Genomic DNA, 22710 nt, shown 5'->3' with positions numbered 1-22710 from the left:
AAGATAAAAAGCAACCTGACTCTATCATCAAGTTGCCTTTATCAGTGGAGCTGGAGGGGTTTGAACCCTCGTCCAAACGCGGAACTAATAAGCTTTCTACATGCTTAGTCTTGACTTGGTTTTCGACTTCAGGCAGGATCAAGACTACCAACCTGGAGCTTAGCCTCTAAATTTCGAACAGACCTCGAGGCATGATCCGTTCTATCTCCGATATACCTGCACCGCCATGTCGATAAGCCTCGCAGAAAGGGCCACCGGGCGATGTCTCGTCTCTATCCCTGGGACAGAGATTAAGCGATCCTACTGTGCTTCAGATCAAGCAGCGAGAGCGTAAGTGTTTTCGCCATTTAAAATTTAGTAATGACTGATATTATAGAGCATTGCCATCATCGCTCTGCATGCTTACCTACCACCTCTACACGCTGTCAAAGCCAAGTCAGCCCCGTCTTTGTTAACGCCTTTAAGCGATAAGCGGGTGCAAATGTACGATTTTTTTTTGATAAACAAGCAGTTTTATTATATTTTTTTGTAATTTTGCGTATTAATGAAGTTATATTATTATATATTGACCATTTTAACCGCATTCACAGCGTTTTCTTGCAGCGAATCGTCAAGCACCAACGACAATTCGGGATTCCATGTCTCGTGCACCTACGACGCCTCGCTCAACAGGGACAGTGCAACGCTTTACTTCCTGGAAGAAGACTACAACAAACTCTCCTCAGCAGGACTGTGCGTTGTCAAACCTGGCAATGCCTTTGAATGGCAAGGGCATGTGACTGGCCCCAAAGCCGCTTTCCTCAAGCTCAGCAACGACTCCGTGCCGTTCTACTTTGTCCTTGAGCCCGGCGAAACGACAATCAAGGTGCACCGCACATCTTGGGAAATCAACGGGGGACAGTGCAACAAGGAATACACCAGATTCATGCAGCATCGCAAATCGATAATTAAAGAAAAAAACAAGGTATTTAATTATTACCTCAAAATTGCTGCCGACTCTACCTTGACAGCTACAACCGAAAAGGACATCCTTGCACAAGACAGCATACTCTCCGACTCGCTGCACCGCTACACCGCTTGGCGCATGATCACAGGCGGACCTGTCGCAGTCATTGCACGCGAGCGGTTTTTCAATACATTACCCAAACAATATCAAATTAAAATCAAATAATATTAATCACAAAAAAATTATCTTATGGCAGTTACAAAAACAAGAACCGTAGGCTATGGTAGCCGTGTAAAAGACTCTTGCATGGGCGTTTTCGTAGGCATTGGTTTATTCCTGGTAGGAACCTACGTCATTGGTTGCAATGAATTTGACGCAAAGAAGACTAGCGACATGCTTGAAGAAGTTGCTGAAAAAGTTGAACACATCGATGTGGCTAAACGCAGTTCCGACAACGTGGGTCTTCTTGCACACGCATCGGCCGACGCTGTTACTACCGACTCTCTCGTTGACCCTGACTTCGGCGTAGGGTTTGTAGGTATCAAACTCGAGCGCACTGTAGAATACTACCAGTGGCAAGAGAATACCCACGAGGAAAGAAAAGACAAACTTGGCGGCGGTGAAGAAATCATCACTACCTACACCTACGAGAAAAAGTGGGTGAGCAAGCCCATCAACTCTAGCGGCTTTGAGGAAGCTGGTCACACCAACACTGTGAACTATACCACCGACAACAAAACCGAGTGGGCCAAGAATGTTGCTTTCGGCGACTACAAGCTTCCCGAATTCCTCATCCAGAGTATCTCGGGCAACGAGGACATGCGTCTCAACATTCCCGAGGCTAAAATGAATGAGCTCAACAGAGCCGTTGCCAACGCTAAGGGCGTGAGCGTTACCACACCCGTCACCGCCAGCACTAGCGACTCCACAGTTCAGAACGACAACTATGCTTATGCTCATGTCAACAAGAACGAGCTCTACCTGGGTCGCAACGCTAGCACTCCCGAGATTGGCGACGTGAGAATCACCTTCTCTTGCATTCCTTGCAAGACTGTCTCGGTCATCGCTACCGTTACCGAAGACTCTTTCAAGAAATACAAAGCAAGCAACAAAAAGACCTTCAGCAAGGTCATGAGCGGCAAAGTTGACCAGGAAGAAATGCTCGATGCAGCCGAGAGCGAATCTACAATGTGGAAATGGATCTTGCGCGTGGGCGGAACATTGGCAGTGTGCATCGGTATCATGATGATGTTCAACCTCCTTGTCACCATCGCAAAGGTTGTTCCCTTCATCTCTAAGATTATCGAATTCGGAACCACACTCATCAGCTTCATCATTGGCATAATCTGGTCACTCCTCGTGATGGTAATTTGCTGGATTGCTGCACGTCCGTGGATCATCGTTGTAGTCATTGGTGTTATTGCAGCCGTGGGCTTCTTCCTCTACAAGAACGCTCAAACCAAGAAACTCAAAGAGGAACTTGCCGCTGCTAAAACCAGCACCGAGGAAAACAAAGAGTAATCTATTGGTCAACTGGTAATTAAATCACAAACAATCATCATGGAATATACCCTAGCCCAGTGGCTGGTATATTCCATTTTTCTAAAACACTATCAGCGTGAAAAAGACTTTATTATCAACCATAGCAGTCCTTGCGCTCACATCTTGCAGCGGTGGCAGTGATAACAGCGGCAACGAAACCATCACGCCTATTGCACAAACGGGCGAACAAGCAGGCAAGGAAACAACTGTTAGGACCCAGCAAGTGACCATCGAGGGCAACATCGACCATAAGGAGTATAAAGCCGGTGTCGAATCGACCGTGACATTCCAGCATTTCCCCAAGAACGTGGCCGAGTTTGAGGCAGCAATGAACCAACTAGGCGGCGAGCCGCAAGGTGCAGTCGTGCTGCAACTCATGGCAATGGAACTATTCCGCAACGACTCGGTAGCAGGTCGCCAGTGCATTGAGAAGATCAACACCGAGGTCAATGTGCCCAGTGTGATGCGTCGTCTCCCCGACATCTTGCGCCGCAACGACTCCTATTCGCGCCCCTATCTCGTGGCTACATTCATGCAAGGTGCAACACCGCAAAACGGATACAACCCGCCACGCCCCTACAAGGTAAAAGTGCGCACCCACCCCGTCCACAGCTACGAGCGTAGCGAGATGCTCAAAGGATATGTCATCTACCTGCAAGTCGAAAGCAGCGGATATGACACATCATGGCGCGGCGTCGAGGTTGTCAAGCAAAAGGGTGACGACCACTACCGCGTGTCAAACTGCCCCTCGCTCTACACCCAATGCAAAGAAATCGACTGGGAAACCGACGAAGAATTCCAAGGATTAGAGTAATAAGTTTATAAACTATCTTATCTAACGCAAGCGGGCTCGTCACTAACTGACCAGCCCGCTTTGTTTATATTCCTTACACTATGATTTACTCATAAAATCCGGCACTCATCACATTATTATACATGTTCATGTTGTCGTGAAATGAACGCATCATGTCAAGAGCGTCAATGTTGTCGTCATAGTCCTTAATTTCTTCCTTGCTAATCACACCACCCTCATCATCCTTGTGGGTAATTTGAAGAAAGCACGGAGTGCCATCGGCATTGAAATAGTAGCGCTTCTCAATGGTGCCATCGTGCTGGTAGGTGTTACCCACGAAGAAAATAAACACAGGTTGCTGGCTTTTTTCGTCAACAAGATATTCCTCGTTGAACTGGAGAGCCGCCACATTATAGGACGAGCGCATGAAATACATGTCCCACTTATACATCTGATCCTCATCACCCGCTTCATGGCTATAACAGCTCACCTTCTTGTTCTGAATCCCAGTGCCAGGCATCATGCGATGCAAGTCTATCACCAAGTGGTTATCGGTTTCAGGCAGCTCAGCATCAGCCTTAATATTCTCCATCGCCCGTGCATAGAGCGTGCGCACCTCTGTGATGCGTTTTTGCTGCGCCTTGTTCTGTGCCACGGAACTCAATCCCATAGCAACAAGCGCTACCAACAATAATGCTTTCTTCATATATCTGTAAATAAAAGATTCAACACAGTTCACACGCAAAATTAGTAAATCTTCGTCAAAACCACAATACCCCCGCCCACATTTTCAGTAAAAACACCTCAATTCAAACCTCTCGCCGATTAACGCTAATTTTGCCTCTCGGGGAACTCGCAGAACTCGGGGAAGTTTTCTCTCTCGCTAATTACGCCGATTGCGCAGATTTTATTTTGACTGAAAGAAATTAAAATATTTAGAATAATTTTATTTCCTTTTGTTCTTTTGTTCTTCTGTCAAAAAATCACGCAGAGGGCGCTGCGCTTGAAATTTACTGAAAATAATTTGAAAATACCAAATCTGCGCAATCTGCGTAATCTGCGAGAGAAAACTTCCCCGAGTTCCCCGAGAGGTCAAAAATTTCTTCTAATTTCGAATAATTTCTTTCAGTAAGAATAAAATCTGCGCAATCTGCGAGAGAATACTTCCCCGAGTTCCCCGAGAGATAAAATATTTACGAGTGATAATTTGGTGATTGGAAGAAAATGTTGTAACTTTGTGCTTTCAAAATTGAGACTGAATGATGAGGAGAGTCTTGAAAAGAAACTACTGTTCACGAGGCGCCAAGGCGTTTCTCTCACTTCATCACCCCAATAGCCACCCACTAACTCAACGAGTTTAGCGGGTGTTTTTCGTTTATATAAACTGATTTTTAGTACAACCACATATTAAAGAAAGGATTTACAAATGTCACACTTAAGGTTTAAAGAAGTAGAGGTTGCGTTTAACCGCACTCCGGTAAAGGTCGAGATTCCCAAGGAAGCCCCCTCGCAATACTTTGCCAAGTATGTGTTTAACCGCAAGAAGATGTATGAATATCTTCCTAAATCGACCTACGACGCGCTCATCCGTGCTATTGACAACAAGGAGCCTCTCAATCGTGAGCTCGCCGACGATGTTGCCGCAGGCATGAAGCAATGGGCGCTCGACAACGGTGTGACTCACTATACCCACTGGTTCCACCCCTTGACCGACGGCACTGCCGAGAAGCATGACTCATTTGTGGAGCACGACGGCAAGGGCGGCGTGATGGAAGAATTCAGCGGCAAGTTGCTCATGCAGCAGGAGCCAGATGCGTCGAGTTTCCCCAACGGCGGCATACGCAACACATTCGAGGCGCGCGGCTACTCGGCTTGGGACATCTCTTCGCCTGCGTTCATCCACGACAACACCCTGTGCATCCCCACCATTTTCATTGCTTACTCGGGCGAGTCACTTGACTACAAGACCCCGCTGCTGCGCGCACTCAACAGCGTTGACCGTGCCGGCACCGCTGTGGCTCAAATGTTTGACCCCGCTGTGAAGCATGTGACGTCAAACCTGGGCTGGGAGCAGGAATACTTCCTTGTGGATGAGGCATTATATGCAGCCCGTCCCGACCTTGCGTTGACAGGACGCACCCTGCTGGGACATGAGAGCGCCAAGAACCAGCAGCTCGAGGACCATTACTTCGGCGCTATTCCCATGCGCGTTGAGGAGTTTATGCTTGACCTGGAAATCGAAGCCCACAAACTTGGCATTCCTGTAAAGACCCGACACAACGAGGTTGCGCCCAACCAGTTTGAGCTGGCACCCGTATATGAAGAAACCAATCTTGCCAACGACCACAACCTGCTGCTCATGAGCGTGATGGCACAAGTGGCAAGGCGTCACCACTTCCGCGTGCTATTGCACGAGAAACCCTTTGCCGGCATCAACGGCAGCGGCAAGCACAACAACTGGAGCCTGGGCACCGACACTGGAACACAACTGTTCAAGCCGGGCAAGAACGCCAAGGAAAACCTGCAATTTATCACATTCGTCTCTTGCGTGATGAGCGCAGTGCACCGCTACAACGGACTGCTCAAGGCATCAATCTCATCGGCAACCAACGCTCATCGCCTGGGAGCCAACGAGGCCCCTCCCGCAATCATCTCTATGTTCATGGGATCGCAGTTGAGCAAGGTCATCGACAGCCTTGTGAGCGACGACAAGGACGACAACCTCAACATAAACGCCAAGGAAGAACTCAATCTCAAGGTTTCGCAGATTCCCGAGATCCTGCTCGACAACACCGACCGCAACCGCACGTCGCCCTTCGCCTTCACCGGCAACCGCTTCGAGTTCCGCGCCGTGGGTTCAAGCGCCAACTGTGCATCGGCAATGATAGCGCTCAATGCCGCCGTTGCCGAGCAACTCTATGAATTCAAAGACGTTGTTGATGCCCTGGTGGCCAATGGCATGGAACTCAACGACGCAATACTCTATCAGGTCAAAGTGTTCCTCAAGCAATCTCGCAGCATACACTTCGATGGCAACGGTTATAGCGACGATTGGAAGCAAGAGGCGGCAAAACGTGGACTCGACTGCGAGACATCGGTGCCTAAAATCTTTGACTCTTATCTTGAACCCAAAGCTATTGAGCTCTTCAAAAGAACTGGCGTATTCACCCAGGTTGAGCTTGAAGCCCGCAACGAAGTGAAATGGGAAATTTACACCAAGAAAGTTCAGATCGAGGCGCGTGTATTCGGCGACTTGGCATTAAACCACATTGTCCCTGTTGCAACACGTTACATGTCGCTCCTGCTCGACAACGTGTATAAGATTAAGAATCTCTTCCCCCAAGAGAAGAGCGAAATAATTGCTTCTCAAGACCTTGCGATGATTGAAAAAATGTCAGAACACCTGCTGTTCATCAAGGACAAAGTGAATGAAATGGTCGAGAATCGCAAAGCAGCTAACCAAATTGATAGCATGCGAGAACGTGCCATTGCCTATCACGACACTATAGTCCCCCTGCTCGACGAGATACGTTACCACGTTGACAAACTCGAGCTCATGGTCGACGACGAAATGTGGCCCCTGCCCAAGTATCGCGAACTGCTGTTCATAAGATAAGACCAAAGCATTGTCTTACACATATTTCAATAGAGGGCTTCACATGCGAACCCTCTATTTTTTATCTTCTACGGTCACAGTGTAACGAGATGGGAGTATATGTAGAAGATACGGTATATGATTTATGTGATTTATGTGACCGTAAACGGTGAAACCGTTTCATTGCATCGTAACCAGCGGTCAACCGACCGTCGGTACATGACTACCACCTACGACCTCGGATGAGGTCGCATTGCATATTACAGTGCGACGTGCGACCACTTCGAGGTCGGATTCGTAGTAGATGTCACTACCGACGGACTGCGTCCGCCGGTTACGATGCACTGTGACGGTTTCACCGTCATCGGTATGGTTTATTGTTTGATCAGGTTATAGTATGTGTCAAGGTCGAGTTTCATTATCTTGACCATATCCTTGTCGCCGCCCAGGAGGTTGCTGCAGCGGTTTAGACAGCCGGTATCGACGAAGCCGCACTTCTGCATTACTCTGCCAGAGGCGGGGTTGCCGGTGAAGTGGTCGCACCAGATGTTCTCGAATTGCTTGACATTGATGCAGTAGTCAAGCATTAGCCTCAATGCTTCGGTACAGATGCCTCGGTTCCAGTAAGGTCGTGGTACCCAGTAGCCCATCTCGCAGTCGTTTGTGCCGATGGGGATGTTGCTCGTGTCGTGTGTGAAGTAGCCCATGGCACCTATTGCCTCACCGGTTTCTTTGAGGACAATGGCCCAAGTGGTGTCGTTGGTGAAGATGTTCTTTATCACATCAAGACTTTCTTCCTGTGACTTGTGAGGAGGCCAGCCTGCACGAGGCCCGACTTCGGGGTCGGACGCATACTTGAACAACGCAGAGGCATCGCTTTCCTGCCACCGTCGCAACAAGATTCTATCAGTTTCCATAATGAATTACTCTTCTTGCAGTAGGTTGAGAAGGAGCAGCATTGCCTCGGTGGTGGCACGGTTGATTACACGGTCGCGGTCGCCGGGAAAGCGCTTCACTTGGCTCACTACCCTATTCCCCGCCTTGGCAGCCATCCACACTGTGCCCACGGGAGTTTCCTCGGTGCCTCCACCGGGGCCTGCCACGCCGCTAGTGGCTATCGAGCAGTCACAGCCTAGCAGGTCACACACGCCTTGCACCATCTGTTCCACTACGGGTTGGCTCACGACGGTGTACTCATCAACAACGTCCTGCGGCACACCCAGTTGGTTTATCTTAACCTTTGTATCATAGCACGTTACCGAACCAGTAAAATACTCGCTGCTGCCTGCTATGCGCGTTATCTCGTGTGCGATGTTTCCGCCTGTGCAACTCTCGGCCGATGCCATTGTCAAGCCCTGCTTGCGCAACTCATTGCCAAGTATAGCCGCAAGAGGTACATCTCCGTCGCACATTATGAGATTGCCCAGCAAAGCATGGAGTTGGGCAACGGCCTTGTCCAATTGATTTTTAAGGACTACTGCATCGCTATGCCTTCCGTCAAGACGCAATCTGATAATACCTTCATTGGGCAAGTAAGCAAGATGAAGGCTCTCGGGCAGCGAGTTCTCGAAATCATCAAGCCTCATGGCAAGGGCACTCTCGATGATACCGCTCACCATGAGCGTGCGGTGCTCGACATGCATTCCGTCGGGAAAACGTCGGGAAAGCTGCGGTATCACTTCGCGCTGCATCATCGTGCGCATCTCATGAGGCACACCAGGCATCGACACTGCGACTTTGCCGTCACGCTCAAACCACATGATGGGAGCTGTGCCCACCTCGTTCTGAATCACACGGCAACTTGAAGGAACCATTGCCTGCATGCGGGTGTACTCATTGAGTTTTATGCCCCTGCGATTCACCACTTCAAGCACATTTTGCGCAGTCACTTCGTCATATATCATTTCGCCGCCGAAATACTCGCACAGCGTTGCCTTTGTGATGTCGTCCTTTGTGGGCCCCAAGCCTCCTGTCATCAGCACCACATCTGTCACGGCAAATGCCTGATCCATGGCAAGTTTTATCTCGCCAGCATCATCAGCCACAACCTTCACACTACTTGCCTCCCATCCTAGCGGAGACACTTCACGGGCAATCCATCCCGAATTGGTATCGGTCACCTGCCCTATAAGTAATTCGTCGCCTATTACAATTACACTGTATTTCATAGCACAAAAGTAAGCAAAAATTTGTATCTTTGCAAAATAAAATCAACCTATGTATAACTATCTTGACGATCTCAACGAGCAACAACGCAAAGCCGTGGAATATTGCGACGGCCCGCAACTGGTCATAGCAGGTGCAGGCTCGGGCAAGACCCGTGTGCTCACATATAAAATAGTACACTTACTCAACCTGGGCATACCGCCTTACCGCATCATGGCGTTGACCTTCACCAACAAGGCTGCGCGTGAGATGCGAGAGCGCATTGAGGCACTGGTGGGGCACGAGACCGCATCACGCCTGTGGATGGGTACGTTCCACTCTATTTTCTCACGCATCCTTCGCATGAATGCCGAGCGTATAGGGTTCAAGCACGACTTTACCATTTATGACTCAAACGACTCCAGGTCATTAATTAAACTCATCATCAAAGATATGGCACTTGATGATAAGGTATATAAGCCGTCATCAATACAAAGCACCATTTCTAATGTGAAAAACAGCCTTATCTCGCCTGCCGACTACGAGAAGCATCAGGGCATACGCGACGCCGACAACAATGCCGGACGTCCCATGACCTACGCCATATACAAAGCTTACTGGAACCGATGCCGAGTTGCCGGAGCCATGGATTTTGATGACCTGCTATTTTACACTAACATATTGCTGCGCGACAACCCCGACGTGCTCAATAACTACCAGGACATGTTCCAGTATTTCCTGGTAGATGAGTATCAAGACACCAACTTCGCCCAGCATCTCATTCTCGTGCAGTTGTGCAGCAAGCACAACCGCCTGTGTGTTGTGGGTGACGACGCACAGAGCATCTACTCGTTCCGCGGAGCCAATATTGAGAATATCTTGAAACTCAAAAAGGTGTACCCCACCCTACAGACCTACAAACTCGAGCAAAACTACCGCTCAACACAGAATATAATCCAAGCCGCCAATTCGCTCATCGAGAAAAACAAAGGGCAGATAGCAAAACATCTGTTCTCGGAGAACAGCATCGGCTCGAAAATAGCAATCACGCAGTGTTACAGCGACTATGAGGAAGCCTACGTGGTTGCCAACCAGATTGCAGCTCTCAAAGCACGACACGGGGACAGATACAGTGACATCGCTGTGCTTTATCGCACTAATGCCCAGTCGCGCACGCTTGAGGAAGCATTGAGCAACGGCGGACGCCGCGACAAGCACGGTAATGTGCGCAGTGCCATCCCTTACCGCATCTACGGCGGGTTGTCATTCTACCAGCGCAAGGAAATCAAGGATGCAGTGAGCTACTTCAGGCTATCTCTCAACCCCGACGACGACGAGGCCTTGCGGCGCATCATCAATTACCCGTCGCGTGGCATAGGCGACACAACCCTGGGCAAAGTGCAGCATTGCGCTATGCAGGCCAATGTGAGCATGTGGCAAGTCATCCAGCTACCAGACACCTACGGGTTAGAGGTAAACAAGGGCACGCTCAAGAAAATAAACAACTTCGCCGAACTTATCAATGGCTTCATGCAGCTCAACAGAGATAACCTTGACGCAAGCATCGTGGCACGCACTATCATTGAGCGCACGCAACTCCTGTCTATCCTCATGAATGACAACACGCCCGAGAACATCAGCAGGCAAGAGAACCTTACCGAACTGATGAGCGGTGTCAACGAGTTTGTCGAGGAACACCGTGAGGAAGGCAACGAGAACATCTCACTAGCCGATTATCTGGCACAAGTTTCACTTCTCACCGACCAGGACGAAGACAACGGCAATGGCGACCGCGTCACATTGATGACCGTGCATGCAGCCAAAGGGTTGGAGTTCAAGCATGTGATAGTCGTGGGAGTGGAAGAAGACCTTTTCCCGTCTTATATGAGCCAGAGTTCAATGCGAGAGATCGAAGAAGAACGCCGTCTGCTCTACGTTGCCATCACACGCGCAAAGAAAACCTGCATGCTCACATTCGCTTCGTCTAGGTATCAGAACGGGCAAACAAAGACTTGCACAATGAGTAGATTTATCAGGGACATAGACCCGCAATTCATTGATGCAGGTTCCACAAGAACAGCCATTATGGGCACCATGCCGCCAACTAATCGGCAACACACCGTTATCTCACGCCAGGACGCGACTGCACGCACGACTTCGTCCCCAGCGAGACCAAATACAGCCTCCTTTACCACGACGGTGCCCTCCCACCATTCAGTACCAACCACATCAGCCGGAGGATACTCGGTGCACGATGTGAGTGAAGTGTCGTCTGGCATGAGCATTAACCACTCAAGGTTCGGACCTGGCAAAATCACTGCCATTGACAACAATGGCGCCGATGCCAAGATTATTGTCCAGTTTGAAGACGTGGGCACAAAGACCCTATTGCTTAAATACGCTAAATTTGAAATTATACAATAATGAAGACTCCCTACTACATAGTTTACGAGGAAAAATTGCGCAACAACCTCAACCTCATCTCTCGCGTCATGCACGAGAGCGGCGCAAAAATCATCATGGCTTTCAAGGCCAACGCCTTGTGGAAAACATTCCCCATTTTTAGGGAATATGGCATATGCTCCACCGCAAGTTCGGTCAACGAAATGCTGCTAGCCAATGATGAACTCGAGTGCAAGGCACACACTTATTGCCCCGCCTACACCGACGAAACAATAGTAAAATTCATGGAAGGAAGTTCGCACATAACCTTCAATTCAGTAGCACAATACGTTCGTTTCAAAGACAGAATCGACGAGTATGAGAAATCCACAGGGCGCCACATCAGTTGCGGATTGCGCGTCAACCCCATGTGCTCGGTTATCGACCACGACATCTACAACCCCTGCACACCGGGGTCTCGCTTTGGAGTCACTGCCGATGCCCTGACACAACTCCCCGAGGGACTTGAGGGTTTCCACTTCCACGCATTGTGCGAGTCAACAAGTTATGACCTCGAAAAAGTGCTCACGGCATTAAAAGAGCAATTCGGACAATATCTCCCCCATCTCAAGTGGGTAAACATGGGCGGCGGACACCTCATGACACGCAAGGACTACGACGTGGAGCACCTCATTTCGCTACTCAAGCAATTCAAGAGCGAGTTCCCCAACCTGGACCTCATCCTAGAACCAGGCAGCGCCTTTTGCTGGCAGACTGGCGACCTCGAAGCAACCGTCGTTGACATCGTTGAGAACTGCGGCATCAAGACCGCTATCGTCGATGTGTCATTTGCATGCCACATGCCCGACTGCCTTGAAATGCCTTACAAACCCCGCATCACGCAAGCACTTGAAGATGTTGACACAAGCAAACCCACCTACCGCATCGGCGGCAACTCTTGCCTGAGTGGAGACTTTGTGGGAGACTGGAGTTTCGAGCAAGAATTGAAGGCTGGCGACCGCCTTACGTTTGAGGATATGAACCATTACACAACGGTAAAAACCAACATGTTCAACGGTATCGACCACCCCGCGCTCATTCTCGAACGACTCGACGGAGCCCAAGTCGTTATGAGAGAGTTCACTTACAACGACTACAAAAATCGCATGTGCTAGGATTTAGAACTAATATACTTGTATATTAGACGAAAAATTGCTAATTTTGCACACAGTATAAGAGAAAATGCAGATTTAAATGATAAAAAAGAGTACGCTAGAAGAAGTTATCAGTAAAGACCTGGCTGCGATATGGACAATCCTCAGTCCCGAGGAGAAGAGAATCGTGACCGACAACTTCATTATACGCAAATTTAAAAAGAACCAAATCATCTATGCCGAGCGAGACGAGCCTGTCTATCTGTGGACCCTTCTCGAAGGCAAGGTGAAACTGATGAAAGACGGCATGGGCGGACGCCAGCAGATTTTGCGACTCTACCGCCCCATCCAGTATTTTGGCTACCGAGCATTCTTCGCCCACGAACCCTACGTGTCAAGCGCAGTGGCATTTGAGGCATCCACTCTGGGAATGCTACCCATGAAACTCGTTACAGAGATGATTGACAACAACCGCAAGCTGGCTTGGTTTTTCATCAACGAATTATCCAAGAACCTAGGTGGCAGCGACACTAAGATCGTCAACCTCACGCAGAAACACCTGCGCGGCCGTCTCGCCGAGGCGCTTACCGTGATGCTCGACCACTACGGATATGAAGAAGACGGTGAGACACTCAAGATTTACATGGCACGAGAGGACTTAGCAAACCTCTCTAACATGACTACCTCAAACGCAATCAGGACATTATCGACCTTCGTCCAGGAGAAAATCATCACCGTGGACGGACGCCGCATCAAGATCCTTGACGAAGAAAACTTGCGCAACATCAGCAAATTTGGATAAACTATGATCATCGCTCAACAAAAAAGAAAAGAAAACATGGCCGAATACCTCCTCTACATGTGGCAGGTAGAGGATATCATGCGTGCTTGCAACCTCGACATCGACATTATTGAGCGTAACGTCATCGCACAGTATCAGGTTGACGACGACACCCGCGCACAGATGCGTGAATGGTGGGAGTCACTCATCAAGATGATGGAACTTGAGAACGTGAAAGAGTCTGGCCATCTCCAGATCAACAAGAACGTGATCATACGCCTTACCGACCTCCACCTGCAGCTGGTGAAGAACGATAAATATCCTGCCTACGGAGCCGACTATTACCGCACCCTTCCCTTTATCGTCGAGCTCCGCGCCAAGCATGGCAACGTTGAAGATGCCGCAGGCGAACTCGAGACTTGCTTCAACGCCCTCTACGGCATGCTCTTGCTCAAATTGCAAGGCAAGGAAGTGAGCAAAGAGACTGAAACGGCAATGGCACAAATATCACACTTTTTAGGACTCTTATCGGCCTATTATGTCAAATATGAAGCCGACGAACTTGAACTGGATTAACGGCTATGAATATTCTCATAACAGGTGCCAATGGCCAATTAGGCAACGAGATGCGCAACGTGTTGAGCGCACACGACTGTTACAACGTTACCTATACCGACGTAGCAGAACTTGACTTAACCGACGCCCAAGCCCTCTGCAACTTTTTTGACTCACACGACATTGACATCGTGGTCAACTGTGCAGCCTACACCGCTGTTGATGCTGCCGAGGACAACGAACCTTTGTGCCGGCTCATCAACGTAGATGCGGTAAAACTGCTTGCTACTGCTGCACAGGCCCATAATGCAAGAGTGATTCATGTATCAACCGACTACGTCTTCGATGGCAAGGGCCACCGCCCCTACCGCGAGGACGACACCACATGCCCGCAATCAGTTTATGGCAGCACCAAACTCGATGGGGAGAAAGCCCTGTTCGGTGCTGCCCCAAGTAGCGTAGTGTTGCGCACGGCATGGCTATACTCGCCCTATGGCAAGAACTTTGTGAAAACAATGCTCATGCTAGGCAAGACACGTGACAGCCTCAACGTGGTCGTTGACCAAGTGGGAACACCCACCTACGCCCGTGACCTAGCGCTAGCAATTAAAGCAATCATCGACGCACCGCAATGGGTGCCCGGCATATATCATTTCAGCGACGAGGGAGCAATCTCCTGGTACGACTTCACCAAGGCCATACACCGCCTGGCAGGCATCGCCACATGCAACGTTTCACCTTGCATGAGCGACCAGTTCCCAGCCAAAGCCGCACGCCCCAATTACAGCGTGCTCGACAAATCAAAAATTAAAGCCACTTACGGCATCACAATACCCTATTGGGAGGACAGTCTAAAACACTGCCTTAACCGCTTGAAAGAAAATGAGTAACGTACAAGAAATATCTAAACGACGCACGTTTGCGATTATTTCGCATCCCGATGCAGGTAAAACAACACTCACCGAGAAGCTGCTGCTTTTCGGTGGTGCAATCCATGTTGCAGGTGCTGTGAAATCTAATAAGATTAAGAAAACAGCCACTAGCGACTGGATGGAAATAGAGAAACAGCGTGGTATCTCGGTAGCAACCTCTGTTATGGGGTTCAACTACGGCGACTACAAGATTAACATCCTCGACACCCCTGGTCACCAGGATTTTGCCGAGGACACTTACCGTACCCTCACCGCTGTCGATAGCGTTATTATCGTGGTCGATGTGGCAAAGGGTGTGGAGACACAGACACGCAAACTCATGGAAGTGTGCCGCATGCGCAACACACCTGTGATTATCTTTGTCAACAAACTTGACCGTGAGGGTCGCGATCCGTTTGACATCCTCGACGAACTTGAAAAAGAACTCCAAATCAGCGTTCGTCCCTTAAGCTGGCCCATCAACATCGGAGCCAAGTTCAAGGGAGTATATAACATCTATGAGCACAGCCTTGACCTGTTCCGTCCCGACAAGCAGCACGTCACCGACCGTGTGGAAATAGCCGATATCAACGACTCGTCCATTGACGAGGCTGTGGGCGAAGACGATGCAGCACAACTCCGCACCGACATTGAACTGATTGATGGTGTTTATCCCGAATTTGAGGTCAGCGATTACCTTGAGGGTCAAGTTGCTCCTGTGTTCTTCGGTTCAGCGCTCAACACATTCGGTGTAAAGGAGCTGCTTGACTGCTTCGTGCGCATCGCTCCGTCGCCCCGCCCAGTAGAAGCCGAGGAACGCAAAGTAGAACCCAGCGAAGAGAAATTCTCTGGTTTCGTCTTTAAGATCCATGCCAATATGGACCCCAACCACCGCAGTTGCATTGCATTCGTCAAAGTTTGCTCTGGCGTCTTCCGTCGCAACGAGGTTTACAAACACGTGCGCAGCGGCAAGACCTACCGATTCTCAGCTCCCACAGCATTCATGGCACAGAAAAAAGAAATTATCGACGAGGTTTACCCCGGCGATATCGTTGGTCTCCCCGACAATGGAATCTTCAAGATAGGCGACACCATCACAGAGGGCGAAGAACTCCACTTCAAGGGACTGCCCAGTTTCTCACCCGAGATGTTCAAGTATATCGAGAACACTGACCCCATGAAGACCAAGCAGCTCAACAAGGGTATCGAGCAACTCATGGACGAAGGTGTGGCACAGTTGTTTGTCAACCAGTTCAACAACCGCAAGATTATAGGCACCGTGGGCCAACTTCAGTTTGAGGTTATCCAGTACCGCTTGCTTCATGAGTATGGCGCACAATGCCGCTGGGAACCCATTCACCTCTACAAAGCCTGCTGGATCGAAAGTGACGACGAGACGGCTCTCGATGCATTCAAGAAACGCAAATATCAGTTCATGGCAGTTGACCGTGACGGACGAGATGTCTTCCTTGCCGACTCGGGCTACGTGCTGCAAATGGCACAGCAAGACTTCCCCAAAATCAAGTTCCACTTCACTAGCGAATTTTAAACATGGACATTTCTATTCTCAAGCAATTATATGCCCAGCACGTGGGCAGCGAGTGCACCAGCATAACAGAATTGCCTGGTTCTGGCTCTAACCGCCGCTACTTCCGCCTTACCGGTGAGCAAACTATCATCGGTGTCATCGGCGAGGTAGCCGAAGAGAATCAAGCATTCCTCTACATGGCGCGTCATTTCAAATCAAAGAACCTCCCCGTTCCCGAAGTATATCTCGAGAGCGATGACCACATGGCCTACATCCAGGAAGACCTGGGCGACAGCATACTTTTCAACGAAATAGAAAAAGGGCGCAAGACTCGCGTCTTTGGTGATGAAGAGAAAAAAATGCTCGCCGAGACTCTGAGGCAACTGTGTAAATTCCAGTTTGCCGGAGCCGACGGTTTTGACTTCTCAATGTGCTATCCTGCTGCCGAGTTCGACCGCCGTTCTATCATGTGGGATCTCAATTATTTCAAATACTGCTTCCTCAAGGCAACAGGACTTGACTTCCTTGAGAGCAAACTCGAGGACGACTTCCAGCGCATGGCCGACGTGCTGCTACGTAGCAACTCGGCTACATTCATGTATCGCGATTTCCAGTCTCGCAACGTAATGATCAAAGACGGAGATCCTTGGTTTATCGATTTCCAGGGCGGACGCAAGGGACCATTCTACTACGACGTTGCCTCTTTCCTGTGGCAAGCCAAGGCCAACTTCCCCGACTCGTTGCGACAGGAATTACTCAAAGAATACATCACCGCTCTGCGCAAGTATAAACCTGTCGATGAGGACTACTTCCACTCACAGTTGCGCCACTTCGTTCTGTTCCGCACGTTGCAGGTACTGGGTGCCTATGGTTTCCGCGGTTACTTCGAGAAGAAACCGCATTTCATGCAGAGCGTTCCCTTCGCGATTGCCAACTTGAGAGAGTTGCTCAAAACACCCTATGTAGAATATCCCTATCTCAACGAAGTGCTCAACAACCTCGTGCGCATGTCGCAGTTTACCGAGGGATTGGAAAAACGCAGCCTCACGGTCAAGGTCATGAGTTTTGCCTACAAAAAAGGTATCCCCGACGACACCTCGGGCAATGGCGGTGGATTTGTATTTGATTGCCGTGCAGTCAACAACCCTGGTAAATATGACCGCTACAAACCCTTCACAGGCCTTGATGCCTCTGTTATCAAGTTCCTTGAGGACGACGGTGAGATCCTTGTGTTCCTTGACCATGCTTATGCTCTCGTTGATGCAACCGTCAAGAGATATGTCGAGCGTGGTTTCACCAACCTGATGATATGCTTTGGTTGCACAGGCGGACAACACCGCTCGGTTTACAGCGCGCAGCACATGGCACAGCACATCAATGAGAAATTCAACGTCAAGGTGGAACTAATCCACCGCGAACAGAACATTGAGCAAACTTTCAACGTCAAGTAAATGAAAGCAATGATATTTGCAGCCGGGCTCGGAACCCGGCTGCGTCCTTTAACCAACGACCGCCCCAAGGCACTTGTAGAGGTGGGAGGAAAGCCCATGCTTGAGCACGTCATCAATCACATGGCACAAGCAGGCTTTGACGACATCACCATCAACATTCATCACTTTGGGCAAAAGATTATTGATTTCCTGGCAAGTAAAGATAACTTCGGCCTCAACATCCACATCAGCGATGAACGTGACTTGCTCCTCGACACTGGCGGTGGTATTCTTAAAGCGCGTCCATTTCTCGACGGCGACGAACCATTCCTTGTGCACAATGCCGACATACTCACCGACCTCGACCTCAAAGCAATGGTCAACGCACATGTGGCAAGCAACGCCACTGCATCACTTTTAGTGAAAGAGCGTGAAACTCAACGCTATTTTGTGTTCGACAAGGATTATCGTCTCAACGGATGGATTAACAAAAAAACTGGCGAAACTAAACCAGCGTCACTTCACTATCAAGGTGACGAAATGCTAGAACGTGCTTTCGGTGGGGTACATGTCATCTCTCCGTCCATCTTCCCCTTGCTAGAGAAACACGCACAGGGTGAGCAAGTGTTCTCCATAACCCCATTCTACATAGGCGAGTGCGGCAACTGCCACATCCATGGTTATGAATCACCGTCTCCCTACAACTGGCTCGACGTGGGGAAACCCGAAACTCTCGAAGAAGCAAATAGGCTGTTCGGGTAAATAGTGATAGCCTCTACCCTATTTCTTTCTGACGATGTAATTAAACTCGTCAAAGTTAACAACGCCCATTTCGGCAAGAATTTCACGGCTACGGTCCACATCCTCTTGGGCATTATATGACGGAATGTGAGGTAATCTCACTGTCACCTTGCTAGAAATATCAGGTTTGCTCATTAACCACCCAAGGTTAGTGAGCAAATTATTTTGTGACAGTTGCGTGTATTTTTCATATATTTCGCGATTCATGTCCTTGATGTCAATGATATAATTGTTGACATGAGGAAATACACGTTCAAGATGTTCAAGCGGAACATTAAGCGATGTTTCAAGAGTGATATTCCAACGCGTGTCGCAACTCTGGCAAAACGACTCAATAAATCGGCTTTGAAGCAATGGCTCGCCGCCGCCAAAGGTAATGCCCCCGTCAGTTGCCAGGAAATAAAGGTTATCTATCATCACCTCGTCGATCAACTGCTGCACCGTCACACGGCGAGGCACCCTATCCATGTTATGGCAAAAATCGTTCAAGCAAAACTCGCACCGGAGCGGACAACCCATGAACGCGACAAGCGTCACAACGCCATTGCCATCAAGTGCAAGGCGATGACGACTCACCGCAAGTATAGGAGCTAGGATTTCTTTTGATTCTGTACTTGACACTGCCGAAAACCTTACTAAATCAACATGAGTGCTTTGCTGCACTCATGCATTTATTTGTTAATATCCTTGACATCAATGCTATCAGTGAGCGTTGTCGAGTCAATCTCGGCAACCACATCGCCTTCAAGCTCATACACAGTGTCAATACTTTGATTTGGCACAGACCCCATGTGTCCGCCGCCAGGGATACAAGACGCCACAGTAAGTCCGAGTCCGGCAACAACCACCGCCTTGCCCAGCATGCTGCGCAAGTTCAGCTGATTTTCCAAGTAACGCACTTCGGCCTCGCACGCAGGACATGTTCCCTTGCAGTCGCCCTTGTGGTTGCACTCTGTGGGAGTATATACTATATCGTTAGCATCGGCTATCTGCTTGCGCACACGCTTCAACTCGTTGCACACTTTCTTTCCATTTTTCATAACTAATCAATTTACAGGTTTAAGCTCATCAATTGCAACCGGCATAACATCTTCAAGTTCGTCGGTTCCTCCATCCTCATATTCACGCACGGGTTCAATGCTGCAAAGCACTTGCAACAATGCAACTATGGCATTTGCGCCTTTCTGTGCAGGGATGAATGTACCCTTTAAATTGCGTATGTCTACAAGACCAAACTTTATGCTTCCTCCTTTATTGTCTTTAGCGCGCACATAAATGCCCATGGGAGATTTTGAGAAGAACTCACGTGCATCGGCATTGTCATAAGCATAGCCCTCGGTCTGCTCATAGTTGAGCATCTTCATGTATAGCGAGCCATTGCTGTTGCCCAGTTTCACCATCTTGTTGTCGTACTCATAGATATATTCGTTGTCATATATCTCGGGTTGCTGGCCCATTGATGCGGCGAAAGCCTTCAACTGGTTGAGCACATCATCGGGCGTGGTTGAGCATGCAGTGACAACGGCATTCCAGTCGTCAAGGTTAGGATCCTTTGCCATACCCATTGCCACAGGACCATCAATAGTCTTCAATATTGATTCTATATCCAGCCGTCCTATGAACGGAGTTTTCTTGAAGGTCTCTATCATAGTAGCAATTTGAGGAAGCTCAACAAATTTCTCGCCTTTCACGCTCATCGACACAATGTTCTCCATTGATTCAGGCACTGATTTCAAGAAGTCGGCCGTTGGTTTACCCAGTGTGCCCGACAGCAACTGAACATACTCGCTGTTATCGTCGGCCAGGATCTTCACTTCCAGTTCGGCAGAATCCTCATTTAAATTGGCCGAGGCAACATACGCTTTGATATCACTCTCCACAAAAATGTCAATGAGAGGGAATTTCTCCGACATCTCCTTATAAGTTTTGCTACGCTTTGACAAGAGTTTCACTCCGTCGAGCAGCATGTAAGCATTCACGTCATTCTCGGCATTCAAGCACTCCATCACTTCGCTGTTGTCAAGTATTGACTTCGATGTGCGGGCGAGCATATTCCGCGCAGCGGCCGAGAGTTTGCTCACTTCCTGCGGTTTGTTTACTGTTGCGTGGAAAAATATCCCATCATGCAAGGCATAGAAATCATCCCCCACCGAAATACAGTTCAAACCATCAACATCGGCAAAATCCTTACCGGCACGACGCTCAATCACCTTGCGTGCTGCATCTTCATCGTCTATGCCCATGAGCACTACCGAGCCAAATGTCTTCAACGTATAGAACGAGAATACTTTGCAATCATGATCAACTCCCATTTCGGGCAAGTCAATGAGCATTTTGCTGAATGTAGATTCATCATTCTCGTCAACGATTGCTTGCAGCGATTCAGGCATCGTAAAATCTCCCGACCCACTCAGCATGCCGCTTTTTTCCAATATATTAGGGACATCCACACTGACAACGCCCACAGCATCAGCAGGGATAACTTTCAGCATTTCATCGTTTTTGTTGCTACATGAAACGAGAAATGCCACCACACATAAACTAATTAGTAGCTTGTAAAACCTCATTTTAGTTGTAATAATCTTATCTTGTGCAACAATAATTTACAAATTTAGCAATTAAATTTGACAACACAACAAAAAAAGTCACCCAATTTTTCTGGATGACTCAACAAATCATCAAAAGCAGCTATATAGAATACATCTAACCGCTTTTTCGTGTGTATTATGATACTAAGGCTTGTGAAGTTTCATTGCTATAACGACGAGACTCATTCATCACATTATTACGGAACATCATATATACAAGCTCCTGGAGCGGTGTCAATTCCATGCTACGTTCCACACCCAGGATTTCATCACAAAAGAAAGTGTCAAGAATGACTTTTCTTTCTTCTACCGACATATTCTTCATGCGATTAATCACTCGCGACGAAATAACAATTAGATTTTCCATATTATATTTCCTTTCTTATTTTACACTGCAAAGTTACGCAACACATGTGCTTAGATTTTACACACCAAAAATAACAAAAGTTAAAACTATCACAAAGAGCACTAAAAAAGCAGAGGCTGGAACCCCTGCTTGATAATTATACCACATATGCGACATCAAATCACCACCCTAGCAAACGGAGGTGCAGTGATGTCGCAAAATTGCTTGTCAAGATAACGGTAATGCCCAGCGACAGCAATCATAGCAGCATTGTCGGTAGTAAATGAGCGTTTAGGGATAAATGCCGTGAGTTTGTGACGGCGAGCATACTCTTCGACAGCAGCACGCACACCGCTATTAGCCGACACACCTCCCCCTATGGCTATAGTCTTGATGCCAGTATCCTTTATCGCCTTGGTGAATTTTGTCATCAAAATATCTATAATCGTCTTCTGCAACGAAGCAGCAAGATCGGCCTTGTTTTCCTCAATGAAATTTGGGTTAACCTTCAACTCATCGCGCAAGGTATATAAAAACGATGTCTTCAATCCACTGAAACTATAATCATATCCCTGCAACCTAGGTTTTGCAAACTTAAAGGCATCAGCATTACCCACGGCCGCCAGCTGGTCAATTATAGGTCCTCCGGGGTAAGGCAACCCCATCACCTTAGCACATTTGTCAAATGCCTCGCCAGCAGCGTCATCAATAGTCTGGCCCAGTATCTCCATGTCATTAGGGGCATTCACCTTAATTATTTGAGAGTTACCGCCCGAAATGAGCAAGCATAAATAGGGGAACTCCGGGACAACGGTTTCAGGAGTCTCTTTGATGAAATGTGCAAGAACATGACCATGCAGGTGGTTCACATCTACCAGCGGCACGTTCAATGCTAGCGACAACCCCTTGGCAAACGAAGTTCCCACATGCAAAGAACCGGGAAGCCCAGGACCGCGAGTGAATGCTATGGCATCTATATCATCACGAGTTAATCCTGCTTGCCTGATTGCTTCGCTCACCACAGGCACAATATTCTGTTGATGGGCTCGCGATGCCAATTCTGGCACCACTCCGCCATAAGACTCATGCACCTTCTGACTTGCAATGACATTACTCAGCAACACACAATCACGTATTATAGCTGCCGAGGTATCATCACACGACGACTCTATTCCTAATATCGTTACACTCATTTCTTGCTAACTTCTAACTT

Annotated in this window: 20 protein-coding genes and 1 other RNA gene; 12 read left to right on the top strand and 9 right to left on the bottom strand. The window is 48.6% G+C overall.

Going from position 1 to position 22710, the window contains the following annotated elements:
- Nucleotides 1-42: 42 nt before the first annotated feature.
- Nucleotides 43-444: a transfer-messenger RNA gene (ssrA, locus tag ACKI3C_RS05880) on the bottom strand.
- 100 nt (nucleotides 445-544) lie between these two features.
- Between ssrA and ACKI3C_RS05875 the strand changes: the two genes are divergently transcribed.
- From ACKI3C_RS05875 to ACKI3C_RS05865, 3 genes are all read left to right on the top strand, one after another.
- On the top strand, nucleotides 545-1171 hold the full coding sequence (locus ACKI3C_RS05875; protein ID WP_407403010.1) for a DUF4369 domain-containing protein: 627 nt from the start codon (nucleotides 545-547) through the stop codon (nucleotides 1169-1171).
- A gap of 24 nt (nucleotides 1172-1195) precedes the next feature.
- Entirely contained in the window at nucleotides 1196-2467 is a 1272-nt protein-coding gene (locus ACKI3C_RS05870; RefSeq protein ID WP_407403008.1) for a TMEM43 family protein, read from the top strand.
- Nucleotides 2468-2564: 97 nt separating this feature from the next.
- A complete protein-coding gene (locus tag ACKI3C_RS05865) occupies nucleotides 2565-3302 on the top strand; it encodes a DUF6935 domain-containing protein (RefSeq protein ID WP_407403006.1) in 738 nt (245 codons plus the stop codon).
- An 85-nt stretch (nucleotides 3303-3387) separates the two neighbouring features.
- Here ACKI3C_RS05865 and ACKI3C_RS05860 read toward each other — a convergent pair whose 3' ends face one another.
- Nucleotides 3388-3987, bottom strand: coding sequence for a hypothetical protein (locus ACKI3C_RS05860; RefSeq protein ID WP_407403005.1), 600 nt, complete (start codon nucleotides 3985-3987; stop codon nucleotides 3388-3390).
- 720 nt (nucleotides 3988-4707) lie between these two features.
- Here ACKI3C_RS05860 and ACKI3C_RS05855 point away from each other — a divergent pair.
- Complete coding sequence (locus tag ACKI3C_RS05855; protein ID WP_407403003.1) at nucleotides 4708-6897, top strand: glutamine synthetase III; 2190 nt, start codon at nucleotides 4708-4710, stop codon at nucleotides 6895-6897.
- A gap of 353 nt (nucleotides 6898-7250) precedes the next feature.
- Here ACKI3C_RS05855 and ACKI3C_RS05850 read toward each other — a convergent pair whose 3' ends face one another.
- Nucleotides 7251-7793 (bottom strand): GNAT family N-acetyltransferase, encoded by a 543-nt coding sequence (locus tag ACKI3C_RS05850; RefSeq protein ID WP_407403001.1) that lies wholly within the window; start codon nucleotides 7791-7793, stop codon nucleotides 7251-7253.
- A gap of 6 nt (nucleotides 7794-7799) precedes the next feature.
- Nucleotides 7800-9044, bottom strand: coding sequence for a CinA family nicotinamide mononucleotide deamidase-related protein (locus ACKI3C_RS05845; protein WP_407402999.1), 1245 nt, complete (start codon nucleotides 9042-9044; stop codon nucleotides 7800-7802).
- A 49-nt stretch (nucleotides 9045-9093) separates the two neighbouring features.
- Between ACKI3C_RS05845 and ACKI3C_RS05840 the strand changes: the two genes are divergently transcribed.
- The 8 genes from ACKI3C_RS05840 (at nucleotide 9094) to ACKI3C_RS05805 (ending at nucleotide 18524) form a co-directional block, all read left to right on the top strand.
- Nucleotides 9094-11445, top strand: a complete 2352-nt coding sequence (locus ACKI3C_RS05840; RefSeq protein ID WP_407402997.1) for an ATP-dependent helicase — start codon at nucleotides 9094-9096, stop codon at nucleotides 11443-11445.
- A complete protein-coding gene (nspC, locus tag ACKI3C_RS05835; RefSeq protein ID WP_407402995.1) occupies nucleotides 11445-12578 on the top strand; it encodes a carboxynorspermidine decarboxylase in 1134 nt (377 codons plus the stop codon). Before ACKI3C_RS05840 ends, nspC begins: the two co-directional genes overlap by 1 nt.
- Nucleotides 12579-12657: 79 nt before the next feature.
- Entirely contained in the window at nucleotides 12658-13359 is a 702-nt protein-coding gene (locus ACKI3C_RS05830; protein WP_407402993.1) for a Crp/Fnr family transcriptional regulator, read from the top strand.
- A 3-nt stretch (nucleotides 13360-13362) separates the two neighbouring features.
- On the top strand, nucleotides 13363-13914 hold the full coding sequence (locus tag ACKI3C_RS05825) for a DUF4924 family protein (protein WP_407402991.1): 552 nt from the start codon (nucleotides 13363-13365) through the stop codon (nucleotides 13912-13914).
- A gap of 5 nt (nucleotides 13915-13919) precedes the next feature.
- Complete coding sequence (gene rfbD, locus ACKI3C_RS05820; protein WP_407402989.1) at nucleotides 13920-14783, top strand: dTDP-4-dehydrorhamnose reductase; 864 nt, start codon at nucleotides 13920-13922, stop codon at nucleotides 14781-14783.
- Complete coding sequence (locus tag ACKI3C_RS05815; protein ID WP_407402987.1) at nucleotides 14776-16353, top strand: peptide chain release factor 3; 1578 nt, start codon at nucleotides 14776-14778, stop codon at nucleotides 16351-16353. Before rfbD ends, ACKI3C_RS05815 begins: the two co-directional genes overlap by 8 nt.
- A gap of 2 nt (nucleotides 16354-16355) precedes the next feature.
- A complete protein-coding gene (locus ACKI3C_RS05810; RefSeq protein ID WP_407402985.1) occupies nucleotides 16356-17783 on the top strand; it encodes a phosphotransferase in 1428 nt (475 codons plus the stop codon).
- Nucleotides 17784-18524: an NDP-sugar synthase gene (locus ACKI3C_RS05805; protein ID WP_407402983.1), complete on the top strand. Its 741-nt coding sequence runs from the start codon at nucleotides 17784-17786 to the stop codon at nucleotides 18522-18524. It begins immediately after the preceding gene.
- 18 nt (nucleotides 18525-18542) lie between these two features.
- On the opposite strand, the gene ACKI3C_RS05800 is transcribed toward ACKI3C_RS05805, so the two are convergent.
- From ACKI3C_RS05800 to tsaD, 5 genes are all read right to left on the bottom strand, one after another.
- A complete protein-coding gene (locus ACKI3C_RS05800) occupies nucleotides 18543-19160 on the bottom strand; it encodes a radical SAM protein (RefSeq protein WP_407403040.1) in 618 nt (205 codons plus the stop codon).
- Between the two features lie 74 nt (nucleotides 19161-19234).
- Nucleotides 19235-19603 (bottom strand): hypothetical protein, encoded by a 369-nt coding sequence (locus ACKI3C_RS05795; RefSeq protein ID WP_407402981.1) that lies wholly within the window; start codon nucleotides 19601-19603, stop codon nucleotides 19235-19237.
- A 6-nt stretch (nucleotides 19604-19609) separates the two neighbouring features.
- On the bottom strand, nucleotides 19610-21055 hold the full coding sequence (locus ACKI3C_RS05790) for a DUF4836 family protein (RefSeq protein WP_407402979.1): 1446 nt from the start codon (nucleotides 21053-21055) through the stop codon (nucleotides 19610-19612).
- Nucleotides 21056-21287: 232 nt separating this feature from the next.
- Nucleotides 21288-21518 (bottom strand): hypothetical protein, encoded by a 231-nt coding sequence (locus ACKI3C_RS05785; protein WP_407402977.1) that lies wholly within the window; start codon nucleotides 21516-21518, stop codon nucleotides 21288-21290.
- Nucleotides 21519-21673: 155 nt separating this feature from the next.
- A complete protein-coding gene (gene tsaD / locus ACKI3C_RS05780; RefSeq protein WP_407402975.1) occupies nucleotides 21674-22690 on the bottom strand; it encodes a tRNA (adenosine(37)-N6)-threonylcarbamoyltransferase complex transferase subunit TsaD in 1017 nt (338 codons plus the stop codon).
- Between the last annotated feature and the right edge of the window lie 20 nt (nucleotides 22691-22710).

The sequence above is a fragment of the Sodaliphilus sp. genome (genome assembly GCF_045598405.1).
Taxonomy (GTDB): domain Bacteria; phylum Bacteroidota; class Bacteroidia; order Bacteroidales; family Muribaculaceae; genus Sodaliphilus; species Sodaliphilus limicaballi.
This window is presented reverse-complemented; position numbering and strand designations above follow the sequence as displayed.